We start from the raw sequence: 15,963 nt of genomic DNA on the forward strand, positions 1-15,963 counted from the left end.
CTGTAAGTTATTCTTTGTCCTGCAATATTGATTGTTATTCGGATTTAAGTCTATATTATTTTTTGTTTAATACGCAGTGTTCTTTAATTATCTTTCAGTTTAATATGTGTTTGTTTAATAAATCAATTGAGAAACATAGCTTAGCCGCGTGACTATTGTTATTACTCCTGTCCTGATAGTTACTCCTGATATTGCTACACTTTTACTGTACCATGTTTATTTCTTGGGTATGGGCTAACAATATCCATTAAGCCACGAATCCGTCATTGCCAATCTTCCCGGTGCCAGAGACAAGATCCGCTTGTGGCAGCTGTCGGTGTATCATTGGCTGGGTGTTATTGCCACTCTGCATCCTTTTATTGCTTCTGATTTGTGACAATAACGACCAGAAAAAATAAACTATATTAAATACATGGATTTAATTCACATTGCATTTATAGTCCAGTATTTCACCAGCAGAACCAAGGTTTAATTCTAATAAATCAAATCTATTAGCAAGTAAAACCATTGAACCATCTTTCAGTTTTGATACAGCCAATCCATAATATTCGATATCATCATCTATTCCAGAAATATAGTTCTGTAATAGTTTGAAAGGATTCTCTTTGTATAGATCATTGCTTTCCAGTTTTTTAACTAAATAGGTATGGCCTTCTAATTTAGATGGCAACACTTTCCAATCATTGCTAATAGCGTCTTTGTCTTTTTCAAGCGCAACTGAAACTTCTTTTTTCAGACAAGATAGATGAATATGTAACTGATCTTGTGATCTACCATACTTAGAGTTCACTGCTAATGAAATTCTATTATCATCTATATTTTTATTGTCTCCTTTAGTTAAATTACTTCTTTCATCCCATGCATATGAAAAAAAAGAGGGTGAAGATTTTTTTTGTAACTCAGGAGACTCAATACCTGTCACTTTATATGTTGGCATGATTAAATCGTGTTTAGGACCTTTTTCATCTTTAAATAGGACATATTTTTTATCTAAATCGACTTTTAAACAAGGTGATGGATTAGCATTTTTAATTTGATTAGGTACACATTGTTGGTTGACTATTTCCCATAATGCATTAGGGTTACTTCTTCCCCAAATATAATAGATAAGGAAGGCAATAAGAAATAGAATAAAAACAATTATTTTTATCTTATTATTTTTTAACTTGATCATTTTAACCTCTTTATGTTTTTACACTTGCCGCATCTTAAAATCCATTGGGCATATGGCATATGGCATATGGCATATATAGTAGAAATAGGAGTTAAAAGCCTATTCCAGTAGATGTTGTTATTGCTGTCAGCTTGTACATAAAAATCGATGTCTATATGAAGTATATGAAAATTTTTAGTATTGGCTAAGTTCAAAATGATTCTAATACTAGTTGTTATTATATTCAATGAATTTCAAGATACAGAGGTTTATAACCTAGCCTTTATTTTTTCATTTTTCTTCGCAATATTTAGTTACATCATAATGTTTGTAAAACAAATATTATGATGATATCACCAAATAATATGCTGTGCAGAAGGCCGTAAAATTACGATAATGTGACATGTGAACGAGGATCTGCCGATGACCTTATTTGAGACAAAATTGTTTCCATTACGGAATCAAAAAACGGCAAAAATCATCGACATCACAGAAAATTTCGACTAATTTGTCCGTAGCCTGTTCCTTCTTAGATCGGTTTGTTATTCGTCTGACATTCTGTTATTGAAACAGGCTGTTAGTTCAATTTCTTATCAAAAATTCGGGTCAAACTAAACCTTACCATGAAAAATATTCTATCAATTCAATCTCATGTTGTCTTTGGTCATGCAGGAAATAGTGCGGCTGTTTTTCCGATGAATCGTATGGGTGTGAACGTATGGCCACTAAATACGGTTCAGTTTTCTAATCACACCCAATATCCTCAATGGCGTGGTTGTGTGATGTCACCTGAACATTTAACTGAAATTGTGCAGGGAATTGGTGAAATTGATAAATTAACATCCTGCAATGCGGTATTGAGTGGTTATATTGGTTCAGCAGAGCAAGGCCGCTATGTTCTTGATATCGTTAAACAGGTTAAGCAAGCTAATCCTGATGCATGGTATTTCTGTGATCCTGTAATGGGGCATCCCGAAAAAGGTTGTATTGTTGTTCCGGGAGTCGCTGAATTTTTTTGTGAAGAGGCATTACCCGTCAGTGATATTATTGCGCCTAATTTATTGGAGCTTGAAACGCTGACTGGGCGGAAAATTGAAAATGTAGAACAGACTATATCCGCCTCACGTGAGTTATGTGAAAAAGGGCCTAAGATTGTGTTAGTTAAACACCTTAGTCGGGCAGGCTATCGGGCAGATTGTTTTGAAATGCTTTTGGTAACTAAAGAACATAGCTGGCATATTAGCCGCCCATTGATTGATACTGGTGAACGGCAACCTGTTGGTGTTGGTGATTTGACGAGCGGTTTATTACTGGTCAATTTACTGAAAAGTCTATCTTTGACTGATGATGTATTAAAAGCAGCATTAGAACATGTTACTTCGGCGGTCTATGAAGTTATGCTGGAGACGCAAGCACGGGGAGAATATGAGCTACAACTCATTGCTGCTCAGGATAAGATGGTTGCACCAACACATCAATTCAATGCAATATCAATTGACTGATATATAGAGATTATATATCCAATGGATTTCGAGTTTCAGTACGATGATAAGGGGATGAATCTCCGGTAGCGTAAGTGAGCGTTTGTTTATAAAAATGGCAATCAGAGTGAATGAGATTCACCAGAAAAGCTGCAACTTGAAAGACGAAGGGATTTAGTCTTCCTGAGCTTCCGGTAGTATATTACCGGAAGCATGTATTACCGGAAATTAAAAACTATCAGATTTAAATTAACCCTTCAGCTTTTAAAGCATCGTGAACGCTCGGACGTTGCTTAATCATGTCCATATATGCGTTTAAATGTACTAATTCAGAAATATCTAATTTAGTTCTAGGCACCCATTGACTGACGGCAAATAAATAAGAGTCCGCAATGGTGAAATTTTCTCCGGTAATATAAGGGAATTTTGCCAACACACTATCAATATAAGTGAGGCGGAGCATTAATTTTTTCATTACGATAGCAACATATGCTTCCGGTGTAGCCATTATTGGAAGTAATGGCATAAAGTTTTGATGTAATTCGCTGGAAATATAGCTTAGCCATTCGATTTGGTGGTAGTGCTCCATTGTACCGGTTGGTGCAATTAAATTTTTCTCGGGTTTTTGATCGGCAATATATTTAATAATGGCAGGTACTTCCGTTAGAATCTGATTGTTATCAAGCTGAAGCGTGGGTACTTGGCCTTTGGGACTGATAGCGAGGAAGTTATCTCCACTTTCTGTTTTTTTATTCATTAAATCGACTTTTACGATACTGAAATCCAATCCAGCTTCGCGAAGCATGATATGGGGAGAAAGTGAACAAGCACCCGGCGAGTAATACAATTTCATATGTCGTTCCTTAATTATGTTTTCAATCTAGGGATATACCCAATGGATTTCAAGATGCAGCACGACGGCAAGGGAATGAATCCCCAAGAACATAGCTAACTATGTGACTGGGGTGAGTGAGCGCAGCCAACAAAGCTGCAACTTGAAAGACTACGGGTATACAATACAACGAAAGAACACCAGTCATTTATTATGCTATTAATTTATCTTGTTATTTTATATCAATTGCCCATAAGTTGAATGTAATATCTTATTGAACCGCATTTCAAGCACAAGGCGATATTTTAATTCAATAATTAATAAAAATAAGAAATTTTTATCTGTTGTAATGTGATAATCAGGTCAAAATAAATAAGGGGTTGTGAGAGTATGATATACCCAATTAATTTAAAGGTGCAGCGCGATGGCAAGGGAGCGAATCCAACAAAACTGCAACTGAAAGATGACGGGATAGAAGGGAAGAAAATAAGCCCAGCCATGAGATTATCTTGCCGGGCTTATTGATAGATCAATCAGCTATTGGAGTGTGAGATTATTTCAGTTCTAACTCATTCATAGCTGCGATGCTGAAACCGCCATCAACGTGCAGGATTTCACCTGTAATACCACCAGACAGATCAGAGCACAGGAATGCAGCCGCATTACCGACATCTTCTGTCGTTACAGTGCGGCGGATAGGCGTAACTGCTTCACAGTGTGCCAGCATTTTACGGAAGTCTTTGATACCAGATGCTGCCAAAGTACGGATTGGGCCAGCAGAAATACCGTTAACGCGGATACCTTCAACACCCATCGCATTTGCCATATAACGAACGTTCGCTTCGAGGGAAGCTTTAGCCAGACCCATTACGTTATAGTTAGGGATCGCACGTTCTGCACCCAGATAGCTCAAGGTGAGCAGGGCAGAATTAGGATTCAGCATATGGCGGCATGTTTTCGCCATCGCAACAAAGCTATATGCACTGATATCATGTGCAATTTTGAAGCCTTCACGGGTAACAGCGTTAACATAATCACCATCAAGCTGATCAGCTGGCGCATAGCCGATAGAGTGAACGAAACCATCGAATTTAGGCCATACTTTACCCAGTTCAACGAACAATGCGTCGATACTTTCGTCTTCAGCCACATCACACGGCAGAACGATATTAGAATTCAGTGATGCGGCGAATTCTTCGACACGAGGTTTCAATTTGTCATTTTGGTAAGTAAAAGCCAGCTCTGCTCCTTGATCGTGCATTGCCTTGGCAATTCCATAAGCGATAGACAGTTTGCTGGCGACGCCAGTAATGAGAATGCGCTTGCCGGTCATGAAACCCATAGCAGTATCCTTATTGTTCTTTGTGAGCAAACACCAATAGTCATAGAGTGACAAAAATAATACCCATAATATAACTATGGTGTTTATTGTTAATAAACGGGGACGATTCTATCATGCCGGAAAGAAATGTGGTGAGTTTCACACGCTGTTCCGATCAGTGAATAAAATACATCCAGTCAAAATTACAATTTTAGATGATATCCTGTCGCCATGCTTCAGCGGGTAATGCTTCACCAAAATGACTGGCTATCAATTTGCGTGTAATATTATGCAGCGGAGAAGCCAGTACTTCGGCTGTATTCCCACGTTCAACAACGTCTCCTTGATGCATCACCAGCACTTGGTCACTGATATGTTTCATCATACCTAGGTGTTGGGTTACATAGATATAAGAAATACCGTGTTTTTCCTGTAGCTCCAGCATTAAGTTGATGATTTGGGAGCGCATCGACATATCAAGGGAAGCCAATGCTTCATCTGCGACAATAATTTGTGGTTGTAATATCAGTGCCCGCGCCAGAGCTACCCGCTGTTTTTGCCCGGAGGCGAGCATATGTGGATAATAGTTGGCGTGATCCGGCAATAAACCAACTTGGCGCAACGTCTGGTTGATTCGCTTTTCCCGCTCGGCAGGGGATAATTCTGTATTGAGAATTAACGGCATATCCAGAATCTGACCAATGCGTTGGCGGGGATTCAACGATGTGCTGGGATCTTGAAAAATCATGCGAATACGCTGGCTGCGATAGCTGTAATCTCCATAAGTCAGCTTATGGCTGTTAATCAGAATCTCACCTGATGTCGGTTCAATAACCCCTGATAACATTCTCGCCAATGTGGATTTTCCGGAACCATTAGCACCAATGATAGCCAGTGTCTTTTTAGGCTGTAGGGTAAAACTCAAGGGTTTTACTGCATCAAGATGATGACGGCGGAATAGCCCGGTTTGATAGCGAAATGTTTTAGTCAGATTTCTGACTTCCAGCAATGTTTCAAACACTTACGGCTCCTCTATGTTCAAGGGGAAATGGCAGGCAAATGTATGGTTCTTAATCACCCGTAAGCGCGGGGTTTCAATACAGGTTTTCTGGGCATAGGGGCAACGCGGCCCCAAACGGCATCCCACCGGCAGATGCTCCAATGATGGAATGGCTCCGTGCAGCGTATTCAGCCGACTCTTATGTGGTAACGGGCTGCCAAAGTCAGGAATTGAGCGGATCAGTGCTTGTGTATAGGGATGATAAGGTTTCACCAGCAATTCATCCGGTGTCGCACTTTCTACCGTCTGGCCGCAATATAGTACATTAATGCGTTTAACCAGTTTACTCATCATTTGCAGATCATGACTGATTAACAGAATGGTCATGTTGTTATTCTGATTTAGGCTCGATAGCAAACGGAAGATCTGTGCTTGAGTGGTTGGCTCCATCGCATTAGTGGGTTCATCTGCAATTAGCAGCCTTGGTTGATTGGCAAGAGCAATGGCAATCATCACTTTTTGGCATTCCCCTTCCGTTAATTCATAAGGGTAACAGTGCATAATGTCATCGTGATCTTTGATGCCAACACGATGCAGCAATTCAATTGCACGACGTTTACGCCAATTGAATCTCTGCCACCAACGACCTTTATATGTCCATCCAGGAATAGATTGGATAAGCTGTTTGCCAACATTTTCTGATGGATCGAGACATGATTGCGGTTCTTGAAAGATCATTGAAATATTGTGACCAATCACTTTACGACGTTGCCGCGGTGTTAAGCGTAATAAATCAATGTCATTGAAGCGAAAACGATCTGCGGTAACTTTCAGGTTATCTTTTGTAACACCACATATTGCTTTGGCAATCAAGCTTTTTCCTGAACCGGATTCACCCGCTAACCCGAGTATTTCACCTTCTATTAGTGAAATGCTCATTCTGTCAACAGCTTTGACGGGACCTTCTGCCGTCATAAATTCGATGGTGAGGTTTCGAATATCAAGCAATGGCATCATTCGACTCCTGCGTTAATAGCGCGATGCAAACCGTCACCCAGTAAATTAACCAGCAGGACGCTAAGCATAATTGCGGCTCCGGGCAACATAACAGTCCATGGTGCAGCATAGATCAACTCCAATGAATCTCCCAGCATGGCTCCCCATTCAGGTGATGGCAGTTGCGCACCAAGATCGAGGAATCCCAATGCCGCAATATCAAGGATAGCAATAGAGAGCGCCCGGGTTAATTCACTTACTATCACTGCGGTGATATTGGGGAAAACAGCATAGCGCAGTATATGATAATTTGAAGCACCATCCAGACGTGCCGCAATAATATATTCTTTATCCAGCACGTCATGCACGGCAGTATAAATAGTGCGCACTATTCTTGGCAGTAGTGCCAGACAGACTGCAATCATAGCATGTTGCAGGCTGGCCCCAACAAAAGCAACGACAATAATAGCCAGCAGCAGCGAAGGAATGGAGAGCAAAGTATCAAGAATATGGTTCAGGAAGGCAGATTTCAATCCATGAGTCATTCCGGCCAGACTACCGATAATTAAACCCACAATGGCAGCCACAGCGGTCACAATCAATGCGGATCCAAAGGTGGAAGAAGTTCCAATCAGAAGGCGGCTGAAGGTATCACGTCCCAAATCGTCAGTTCCGAGGAAAAAGGTGACATTGCCTTGGTGCGACCATGAAGGAGGCATAAGCTGATCTGAAAATTGCTGATCAAGCCGATACGGAGCAAGATAGTTTCCCAATAAGCTTAAGGCAATTAAAATCAGCACCCCATAAAAACCCGTCATTGCTAATATGTCAGAATAGAAAAATCGCCAGATGACTTTTAATGGCGAAGGCATTTTCTTTTCCCGGTAAACGTTATCTAAGGGCATACCATTCCTTATGCTTCAGGGGATTAGCCATTGCTCCAATAATATCTGTCAGTACATTAACTGAAATAACCAAAGTTCCTATCACCATTACACCCGCTGAAATTGCTGAATAATCCTGTTGGCGGATAGCACTGATTAGCCAATGCCCTAAACCGGGCCAGTTAAATATTTGTTCTGTCACCATAGCCAATGTAAGCATGGTTGAAAATTGTAGCCCCAGTTTGGGAATGATAGGAGGCAGCGCATTGTGCAATAAATGGCGGCGAATGATCGTCAGCCGTGATAACCCGCGTGTCGCTGCTGATTTCATATAATTTGAGGCTGATACTTCTTCAGTACTGTTGCGCATCAACCGAATGACCTCAGTCATGGGAGCAACGGCAAGAGTGATAACAGGCAGGATCATATGCAGAATAACGCTCATGATCATCTCATTACGATAAGGTGATTTTGACAACCATGCGTCAATCAGTGCAAAACCTGTCACTGATTCCATCCGGTAGAGTAAATCAAATCGTCCGGAAACGGGTAACCATCCCAGATGAAGTGAAAAGAGAAGGGTTAGTAGTAGAGCCAACCAGAATATAGGAATGGAAAAACCACACAGGGCGAATGTACTGATAATGGTATCCACTTTTTTCTTGCGCCAGACACCAGCAATAGTTCCCAAAGGGATACCTAGCAGCAACGCAATGGAAAAAGAGAGAATACAAAGCTCCATCGTTGCCGGGAGCACCTCATACAACTGCGTAATAATCCGCTCACCATTAATGTTGGAAATGCCAAAATCCCACTGAAGCAAACTGCGAAAATAGAAGATATAAGCATCAGTCAGTGATGCACCGCTTAAAGGGCCATGTGGTGTAAAGTACATTAGGCTGAAACTGATTAATGAAAGAAAAAACAGCGTCACCATCAGAAGCAGCAAACGACGCAAGATATAAATGATCATTTGCTTCGTCTCTTATTTTTTTCAGCAGGAGCAGTAGTTTCCTGTTCGCGGTAAACTCCACCAAGAGAGCTATTGCCAAATGGACTCAGAACCAGTCCTTTAATGTTATAGCGAAATATTTGCAAGCGCATTGAGTAAGCTAGTGGTAGTACAGGTAACTGCTGCGCAAGGATTTCTTGGGCAACATGATAACTTTTAATGCGTGACGCGAGTTGTTGATTCAACAACGCCTGATGAATTGCATCATCAAAAGCCAAATTACACCAACGGCTCAAGTTCGTCTGGGAGGCAATGGCGGCACAACTTAGTAATGGCCGGAAAAAACTATCGGGATCGTTGCTATCCGTAGACCAGCCTGCCAACGTCATATCATGGGTTTTATCCATCAGCTTCCTTTCCTGGAAACGTCCTTCAACAGGACGGATGGACATTTTAATCCCAACCTGTGCCAAATCCGCCTGAATAAGTTCTGCCATTTTCAAGGGGCTGGGATTATAAGATTGTGATGAAGTTGGCACCCATAATGTTAATTCCAAACCATTTAATCCCAACTCATTTAATATTTTGTGTGATTTTTCAGGATCATATTCGGTGATTTCAGCACGATTGTCATATGCCCACGATGCGCGTGGCAGAATCGATGCTGCTGTTTCAGCCGTGCCATAATAAATGGATTTCATCAGACGTTGGTTATTGATGGCATAAGCAATGGCTTGACGGACTTCCAATTTATCCAGCGGTGGTTTACTGGTGTTAAATGCAAGGTAAGCAATATTCATGCCTGACCGAAAAGTCTGACGCAGGTTTGGATCATCATGTAAAATATTCCACTGATTGGCATCAGGGTAGGCCAATACATCGCATTCCCCAGTGATCAGTTTTGAGATTCGGCCTGTTCCGCCGCCGCCAGTATCTACGACAACTTGTTCCATGCTCGGTTTACCTCTCCAATATTTATCATGACGGACAAGGCGGATGAACTGTTCTGAATGATAATCTTCTAGCATAAATGGCCCGGTTCCAACAGGTTTCCAATCTATCTGTTCCTGCCGATTCATTTGGTGCAGCTTTTCAGCATACTCCTGAGACAGTATAGGTGCGTAATAGGTTGCCAAATGCCAGATAAAAGAAGCGTCAGGGGCATGAAGGCGAAATTCGACAGTATAATCATCGATTTTTCGAATATCCTGAACAGCATTATCAAATTTCAAACTATCAAAATAGGGATAGTGACCCCCATTAACATAGTGATAATAATGTGTTTTATCGAAGACACGGCGGAAGCTGAAAACCACATCGTCAGCATTCATCGTGCGAGTCGGTGTAAACCAATCGGTTGACTGAAAAGCAACATTATGACGCAAATAAAAGCGATAGGTCGCTCCATTATCACGCACTTGCCAGTGAGTCGCCAGTTCTGGGGCCAAACGATAAGTAAGTGGGTCCACCCCCAGCAGACGATTGTAAATTTGTGCGGCAAGAGTATCTACAATTAAGCCACTGATGGCCATTTGTGGATTAAACGTATTCAGATTACCGTTGACGCAATAAATGAAGCCATTTTGTCGTAGAGCTGTCGAGATATGAGACAGATTTCCTGCTGTGGTGTTTCTGGATTCTGGAATCAGCTTAGTAGTTTCTGGAATTGCATCCTTAGCCGACAGAGTGGGAGAAGAAAGCAAGAATATTATCCAGTAAATCAAATAGCGCATATAAAACGTCAGTCATAAAAGAGAGTCTGGCTATTGTAACTTAATTAACGCTTTTTGCTCAAAAACAACGGTCAGATCACGATAGTGAGAGTTATTCTCAATTAAGTGTTTACAAAACGCATTGAGAAGTATTATCATTTGATTGTGCTTTCGGGGGAGACTCTCTTGTCATATCAAGTCTGTAATCTCAAGTAAAGCGCGACATTGCTTCCAGTATTTTATTAGCCGGCTCGGGTGCCGGCTACTTTTTTATCTATCGTTTCCTGATAGATTCTCATTTATTCGCTAACATGAATATTGATATGGTGTTTTTTGATTAATCCACGTAGTTGGTGATAAGTCAAATTGAGTTTGTCAGCCGTTCTTTTCTGATTGAATTGACTTTCTGTCAATGCCTGCATAATCAAAAGCTTTTCACTGTCATTTTGCCATTGTCTTAAATCGAGCGGTAATTTGGGAAGGCAATTATCGGTCGCGCCATCAGTAGATAATGGGGTAAAAGGGGAGGGAGTAAGCTTCTGTGATGGTAAAAAGGGATTGATAATAATAGTATTTAATTCATTTTCATTATCTCCATGCCGATAAATTGAGCGTTCTATCACGTTTTTTAATTCGCGGACATTACCGGGCCAGTGATAAGACAGTAACTGTTGTTTGGCTTCGTTGGTAAACCCGGGAAAGAATGACAAATTTAATTCCTGACACATCTGAATCGCAAAATGTTGTGCCAATAACATAATATCTGGTTGCCGTTGACGTAAAGGTGGAATTTGTACTACATCAAATGCAATCCTATCGAGTAAATCAGCCCTGAAGGTTCCACGATTGGCCATTGCAGGCAAATTTTCATTAGTTGCACAAATCAGACGCACATCAACTTGTAGTGACTGACTGCCACCCACGCGTTCCAGATGCCCATATTCAATGACACGCAGCAATTTTTCCTGTACCTGCATAGGAGCTGTAGCCAGCTCATCAAGAAATAACGTTCCACCATCTGCTCGTTCAAAACGCCCTTGATGTTTTGAACGGGCGCCAGTGAATGCACCGGCTTCATGCCCAAAGAGTTCTGAATCAAGTAAATTTTCATTGAGAGAAGCACAATTCAGGGAGATAAAAGGCCCTTGCCAACGAGGAGAAAGATAGTGTAAACGGCGTGCAATTAGTTCCTTGCCTGTTCCTCGTTCTCCTAAAACTAAAACAGGCTTATTCAACTTTGCCAGAGCGGAAACTTGTTCCAGAATTTCAATAAAACAGTTTGCTTCACCTAATAGGTTATCAATGAACTGAGACATGGTATTTTTCGCCAATAGTTGGTCAATTTAACCACGTTAAACCATTGTGGTAAAAAAACAAAGGAAAATTATTCTAGTTATTTCAATCAGATAATTAAAATATAAAAATTGGCATGTATCTTGTATTTAGTTAAATGCCTTACCGTGTATCTTGTATCCTTTTTAACAATACACAGGCATAACGTATATACATTCTAATGAAAGAGGTTTATGACTATGGGTATTTTTTCTCGCTTTGCTGATATCGTGAATGCAAATATCTCTTCTCTGCTGGATAAAGCAGAAGATCCTCAGAAAATGATCCGTTTGATGATTCAGGAGATGGAAGACACACTGGTGGAAATCCGCTCAACTTCAGCCCGTACTTTGGCAGAGAAAAAACAGCTTCTACGCCGCATCAGTATGGGTGAGAGTCAAATCGATGGTTGGCAGGAAAAAGCAGAATTGGCACTGAGCAAAGGCAAAGAAGACTTAGCCCGCGCGGCGCTGATTGAAAAACAGAAAGTTAGCAGTTTGGTTGAAACACTGACAAATGAGTTGGTGGTTTTGGATGAAACCCTTGAGCGCATTAAAGGTGAAGTGACTGAACTGGAAAATAAATTGACAGAAACACGAGCCAGACAACAATCACTGGCTTTGCGTCATCAAGCCGCGGCATCTTCCCGTGAAGTCCGCCGCCAACTGGATAGTGGTAAAATAGATGAAGCAATGGCACGTTTTGAGCAGTTTGAGCGTCGTATAGACCATATGGAAGCGGAAGCAGAAGTCGTTGGATTGGGTAAACAAAAATCGCTTGATCAACAATTTGCAGAATTGAAAGCGGATGATGAAATCAGTGTGCAGCTTGCAGCCCTTAAAGCTAAAATGAGTATTAAAGACTCACAATAATGACATAGGTCATGCATGATGGAATGTCATGTACTATTTATGTCATGCTCAATTAAATGTCATGCAAAACTAAGGAAAGATAATGGGCTATATATTTCTTGGAATTCCGCTGATCATCTTTGTACTTTTTGTTTTACCTATCTGGTTGTGGCTGCATTATAGCAACCAGAATAGTCATCGCGGTCAGTTAGGGAGCAATGAAATTCAGCGTTTAGAACAATTGACAGAGAATGCTCGGCGCATGCAGGAACGGATCAAAACGCTGGAAGATATCCTTGATACAGAGCATCCAAACTGGAGACAGTCATAATGTCGAATACATACAACCGGAAACTTTACCGTCTGCCAGAGCAGGGAATGGTTAAAGGGGTTTGTGCCGGGCTGGCAAACTATTTTGATGTGCCTGTTCCGCTTATCCGTACCATCACGGTATTGTCGCTGTTTTTTGGTCTATTTGGCATAACGGTACTGGCTTATATTATCTTGACCTTTGTTATGGATCCCGCTCCTGCGGGATATTCCGCAGAGGAAGGCAATAGAGGCCCGTCAGTACAGAACATGTTGGATGATATCGATTACCAATTGAGGGCAGGCGAAGCACGCTTGCGTCAAATGGAACGCTATATTACTTCTGATACTTATAATGTTCGCAGTCGTTTTCGCCAACTTTAGACCTTGCACAACGTTAAACCATCAATTCAATATATTAGATTTAATACATAGAAAAATATGAGAGCTGGCCAGTAACAGCGGAGATAAGATTAAATTTTGCTGACAATTATGCCGAGGTTACAGGCCGGGTTAAACAGAGTCACGGTATTCCATTTAGGAGAAACATGAAACGGTTGCAAAACGAACTGACGGCGCTTGTTAATCGTGGAATAGACCGCCACTTGCGGCTGGCGGTAACAGGGTTAAGCCGCAGTGGGAAAACTGCGTTTATTACTTCTTTGGTTAATCAGCTACTTCATGTTCACAGTGGTGCCAGATTGCCACTGTTTTCTGCCGCGAGAGATGGACGACTATTTGGTGTAAAGCGAGTGCCACAGCGTGATTTTGGTGTTCCCCGTTTTGCCTATGATGAGAACATCTCAGCTTTATACGATACTCCTCCATATTGGCCGACACCGACACGTGGAGTAAGTGAAATTCGCTTGGCATTGCGTTATCGATCGAAAGATTCTTTATTTCGTTATCTCAAAGAAACCTCCACTCTTTATCTGGAAATCATTGATTACCCGGGAGAGTGGTTGTTGGATTTGCCCATGCTGGAACAAAATTATTTGGCATGGTCACAGCAGATGGGCGGGTTACTCAAAGGAGAAAGAGCGAATTGGGCTAAAACTTGGTTGGAATTATGCAAACAATGCGATCCATTGGCTCCTGCCGATGAAAATTTGCTTGCCAGAATCGCTCAGGCTTATACAGATTACCTACACCAGTGCAAACAACAAGGTTTACATTTTATCCAACCCGGGCGATTTATATTGCCGGGCGATTTAGCGGGAGCACCGGCATTGCAATTTTTCCCATGGCCAAATATTGACCATATAGGGGAGCCTCAATTAGCAAAAGCGGGTAAACATACCAATATTGGTATGTTGCGGGAACGTTTTGCCTATTACTGTGAGCATATTGTCAAAGGTTTCTATAAAGAACATTTTCTCCGTTTTGATCGGCAAATTGTTCTGGTGGATTGTTTACAGCCATTAAACAATGGTCCGCAGGTATTTAACGATATGCGACTGGCATTGACACAACTTATGCAGAGTTTCCACTATGGTAAGCGCACTTTATTCCGGCGTTTATTTTCACCTTGTATTGATAAATTGATGTTTGCTGCCAGCAAAGCTGATCATATTACGGTAGATCAGCATGCGAATCTTGTTTCTCTTTTACAGCAATTAGTTCAGGAAGCATGGCAGAACGCGGCATTTGAAGGGATTAGCATGGATTGTGTAGGTTTGGCGTCTGTTCAGGCAACAGAAAGTGGCCTTGTAATTCATAATGGTGAAAAAACCCCAGCTATTAAAGGTAACCGTTTGTCAGATGATAAATTACTGACGTTTTATCCGGGAGATATACCACAGCGTTTGCCGAGTAATGAATTTTGGCAAAAACAAGGGTTTAATTTTGAATCATTCCGGCCAAAACAAGTTAATGTTGACACTCCGTTACCCCATATTCGCATGGACAGTGCGATGGAATTTCTTCTGGGAGACAAATTAACATGACTGAGCCTTTGAAACCGAGAATTGATTTTGATGATTTTGTGCAAACATCGCCAGCACCATCATTAAAATCGAAAAAAGAGTTTAATGAGCAAGAAAAGAAATTTTATCCAGTCCAACCAGAGCTGGAAGCAGAGGAGCAGGAAGGGGAATTTGAAGGCGCAGTGAATGCAGCCCTGAAACCCCAACGTAGTTTTTGGCGAAAAATATTTTCCAGTGCAGTATTGTTACTGAGTATCAGCGTTATCGCCCAGTTTATTCAATGGATATACCAATCGTGGCAGCAGCATGATTGGATTGAATTGGGTGTTGCTGCCGCAGGTAGCATGATTGTTTTTGCCGGAATAGGTACTGTGATAACGGAATGGCGACGTCTCTACTATTTACGCCAACGTACAGAAAAACGGGATACGGCGAAAATCTTATTGCAAAGTCATGGTATTGGCAAAGGACGCCAATTTTGTGAAAAACTGGCAGAACAAGCCGGAATTGGGCAGCACCCGGCATTACAGCGTTGGCAGGCATCTGTACATAACACACATAACGATGGTGAAATCATCATGTTATACAGCAGATTGGTTCAGCCTGTATTGGACGCTCAAGCCAAGAAAGAGATTAGCCGTTCAGCAGCAGAATCTGCGTTGATGATTGCTGTCAGCCCTTTGGCTATTGTGGATATGGCCTTTATTGCGTGGAGAAATATTCGCCTTATTAATCGCATTGCGGCACTTTATGGGATTGAATTAGGTTATTTTAGCCGCATTCGTCTTTTTCGGTTAGTTTTGCTGAATATTGCCTTTGCGGGAGCGTCGGAATTAGTCCGGGAAGTTGGTATGGATTGGTTATCACAAGACATTACTGCTCGCCTTTCTACACGTGCGGCTCAAGGGATCGGTGCGGGGCTGCTTACGGCTCGTTTGGGTATTAAAGCGATGGAATTATGTCGTCCTTTGCCGTGGATTGATGGAGATAAACCAAAGTTGGGTGATTTTCGTCACCAATTACTCACTCAGCTTAAAAGTACGTTATCGATGAAAAACATATCCTCCACCAAGACTAAAAATTCAGTGGAAGAAACAGTTGATAGCGCAGTGGTTAAATAATGTCCACTGTCATTTCTGCTTGACATTTTAATTTATTGTAAACTTTTACTGACAAGGGCTTCATCTATTGCACAGTAACAGGTAATATTTCAGT

General features: G+C 41.4%; 16 protein-coding genes. 7 read left to right on the forward strand and 9 right to left on the reverse strand.

The genetic code is table 11. The features are described 5' to 3' along the window. Positions 1-418 precede the first annotated feature (418 nt). The gene (locus AACQ81_RS03335) at positions 419-1,174 is read right to left on the reverse strand and encodes a CDP-diacylglycerol diphosphatase (protein WP_237386294.1); all 756 of its coding nucleotides are present in this window, start codon (positions 1,172-1,174) and stop codon (positions 419-421) included. A 602-nt stretch (positions 1,175-1,776) separates the two neighbouring features. Between AACQ81_RS03335 and pdxY the strand changes: the two genes are divergently transcribed. Further along, the gene (gene pdxY, locus AACQ81_RS03345) at positions 1,777-2,655 is read left to right on the forward strand and encodes a pyridoxal kinase PdxY (protein ID WP_237386295.1); all 879 of its coding nucleotides are present in this window, start codon (positions 1,777-1,779) and stop codon (positions 2,653-2,655) included. Positions 2,656-2,878: 223 nt separating this feature from the next. On the opposite strand, the gene gstA is transcribed toward pdxY, so the two are convergent. Beyond that, positions 2,879-3,487: a glutathione transferase GstA gene (gene gstA, locus AACQ81_RS03350; protein ID WP_237386296.1), complete on the reverse strand. Its 609-nt coding sequence runs from the start codon at positions 3,485-3,487 to the stop codon at positions 2,879-2,881. 369 nt (positions 3,488-3,856) lie between these two features. Between gstA and AACQ81_RS03355 the strand changes: the two genes are divergently transcribed. After that, on the forward strand, positions 3,857-3,991 hold the full coding sequence (locus AACQ81_RS03355) for a hypothetical protein (protein WP_272903014.1): 135 nt from the start codon (positions 3,857-3,859) through the stop codon (positions 3,989-3,991). A 28-nt stretch (positions 3,992-4,019) separates the two neighbouring features. Here the strand turns inward: AACQ81_RS03355 and fabI are convergent, their stop codons facing one another. The 7 genes from fabI to pspF all read right to left on the reverse strand — a co-directional run bounded on the left by fabI (position 4,020) and on the right by pspF (position 11,647). Next, a complete protein-coding gene (fabI, locus tag AACQ81_RS03360; RefSeq protein WP_237386297.1) occupies positions 4,020-4,808 on the reverse strand; it encodes an enoyl-ACP reductase FabI in 789 nt (262 codons plus the stop codon). Between the two features lie 190 nt (positions 4,809-4,998). Next, entirely contained in the window at positions 4,999-5,808 is an 810-nt protein-coding gene (gene sapF, locus AACQ81_RS03365) for a putrescine export ABC transporter ATP-binding protein SapF (RefSeq protein ID WP_237386298.1), read from the reverse strand. Further along, positions 5,809-6,801, reverse strand: a complete 993-nt coding sequence (gene sapD / locus AACQ81_RS03370; protein ID WP_237386342.1) for a putrescine export ABC transporter ATP-binding protein SapD — start codon at positions 6,799-6,801, stop codon at positions 5,809-5,811. Beyond that, positions 6,801-7,688 (reverse strand): putrescine export ABC transporter permease SapC, encoded by an 888-nt coding sequence (gene sapC, locus AACQ81_RS03375; RefSeq protein WP_237386299.1) that lies wholly within the window; start codon positions 7,686-7,688, stop codon positions 6,801-6,803. Before sapC ends, sapD begins: the two co-directional genes overlap by 1 nt. After that, on the reverse strand, positions 7,675-8,640 hold the full coding sequence (sapB, locus tag AACQ81_RS03380) for a putrescine export ABC transporter permease SapB (RefSeq protein WP_237386300.1): 966 nt from the start codon (positions 8,638-8,640) through the stop codon (positions 7,675-7,677). The genes sapC and sapB overlap by 14 nt, the downstream gene beginning before the upstream one ends. Beyond that, positions 8,637-10,352 carry an ABC transporter substrate-binding protein SapA gene (gene sapA / locus AACQ81_RS03385; RefSeq protein WP_237386301.1) on the reverse strand — a complete coding sequence of 572 codons (1,716 nt, stop codon included), beginning with the start codon at positions 10,350-10,352 and terminating at the stop codon, positions 8,637-8,639. Before sapA ends, sapB begins: the two co-directional genes overlap by 4 nt. Before the next feature lie 278 nt (positions 10,353-10,630). Continuing rightward, complete coding sequence (pspF, locus tag AACQ81_RS03390; protein WP_237386302.1) at positions 10,631-11,647, reverse strand: phage shock protein operon transcriptional activator; 1,017 nt, start codon at positions 11,645-11,647, stop codon at positions 10,631-10,633. 216 nt (positions 11,648-11,863) lie between these two features. Between pspF and pspA the strand changes: the two genes are divergently transcribed. The 5 genes from pspA to AACQ81_RS03415 all read left to right on the forward strand — a co-directional run bounded on the left by pspA (position 11,864) and on the right by AACQ81_RS03415 (position 15,869). After that, complete coding sequence (gene pspA / locus AACQ81_RS03395) at positions 11,864-12,535, forward strand: phage shock protein PspA (RefSeq protein ID WP_237386343.1); 672 nt, start codon at positions 11,864-11,866, stop codon at positions 12,533-12,535. An 82-nt stretch (positions 12,536-12,617) separates the two neighbouring features. Then, positions 12,618-12,845: an envelope stress response membrane protein PspB gene (gene pspB / locus AACQ81_RS03400; protein WP_237386303.1), complete on the forward strand. Its 228-nt coding sequence runs from the start codon at positions 12,618-12,620 to the stop codon at positions 12,843-12,845. Continuing rightward, the gene (gene pspC, locus AACQ81_RS03405; RefSeq protein WP_237386304.1) at positions 12,845-13,207 is read left to right on the forward strand and encodes an envelope stress response membrane protein PspC; all 363 of its coding nucleotides are present in this window, start codon (positions 12,845-12,847) and stop codon (positions 13,205-13,207) included. Before pspB ends, pspC begins: the two co-directional genes overlap by 1 nt. 164 nt (positions 13,208-13,371) lie before the next feature. After that, the gene (locus AACQ81_RS03410) at positions 13,372-14,769 is read left to right on the forward strand and encodes a YcjX family protein (RefSeq protein ID WP_237386305.1); all 1,398 of its coding nucleotides are present in this window, start codon (positions 13,372-13,374) and stop codon (positions 14,767-14,769) included. Then, complete coding sequence (locus AACQ81_RS03415) at positions 14,766-15,869, forward strand: YcjF family protein (RefSeq protein WP_237386306.1); 1,104 nt, start codon at positions 14,766-14,768, stop codon at positions 15,867-15,869. Before AACQ81_RS03410 ends, AACQ81_RS03415 begins: the two co-directional genes overlap by 4 nt. Positions 15,870-15,963 lie beyond the last annotated feature (94 nt).

Origin of the sequence: Xenorhabdus sp. Sc-CR9 (genome assembly GCF_963897815.1) — a bacterium.
Lineage (GTDB): Bacteria > Pseudomonadota > Gammaproteobacteria > Enterobacterales > Enterobacteriaceae > Xenorhabdus.

Coding starts and splice junctions, on each gene's coding strand:
- sapA (WP_237386301.1), bottom strand. CDS start 10,352: ATGCGCTATTTGATTTACTGGATAATATTCTTGCTTTCTTCTCCCACT.
- AACQ81_RS03335 (WP_237386294.1), bottom strand. CDS start 1,174: ATGATCAAGTTAAAAAATAATAAGATAAAAATAATTGTTTTTATTCTA.
- pspF (WP_237386302.1), bottom strand. CDS start 11,647: ATGTCTCAGTTCATTGATAACCTATTAGGTGAAGCAAACTGTTTTATT.
- AACQ81_RS03355 (WP_272903014.1), top strand. CDS start 3,857: ATGATATACCCAATTAATTTAAAGGTGCAGCGCGATGGCAAGGGAGCG.
- gstA (WP_237386296.1), bottom strand. CDS start 3,487: ATGAAATTGTATTACTCGCCGGGTGCTTGTTCACTTTCTCCCCATATC.
- sapD (WP_237386342.1), bottom strand. CDS start 6,801: ATGCCATTGCTTGATATTCGAAACCTCACCATCGAATTTATGACGGCA.
- AACQ81_RS03415 (WP_237386306.1), top strand. CDS start 14,766: ATGACTGAGCCTTTGAAACCGAGAATTGATTTTGATGATTTTGTGCAA.
- sapC (WP_237386299.1), bottom strand. CDS start 7,688: ATGCCCTTAGATAACGTTTACCGGGAAAAGAAAATGCCTTCGCCATTA.
- fabI (WP_237386297.1), bottom strand. CDS start 4,808: ATGGGTTTCATGACCGGCAAGCGCATTCTCATTACTGGCGTCGCCAGC.
- pspC (WP_237386304.1), top strand. CDS start 12,845: ATGTCGAATACATACAACCGGAAACTTTACCGTCTGCCAGAGCAGGGA.
- AACQ81_RS03410 (WP_237386305.1), top strand. CDS start 13,372: ATGAAACGGTTGCAAAACGAACTGACGGCGCTTGTTAATCGTGGAATA.
- sapB (WP_237386300.1), bottom strand. CDS start 8,640: ATGATCATTTATATCTTGCGTCGTTTGCTGCTTCTGATGGTGACGCTG.
- pdxY (WP_237386295.1), top strand. CDS start 1,777: ATGAAAAATATTCTATCAATTCAATCTCATGTTGTCTTTGGTCATGCA.
- pspB (WP_237386303.1), top strand. CDS start 12,618: ATGGGCTATATATTTCTTGGAATTCCGCTGATCATCTTTGTACTTTTT.
- pspA (WP_237386343.1), top strand. CDS start 11,864: ATGGGTATTTTTTCTCGCTTTGCTGATATCGTGAATGCAAATATCTCT.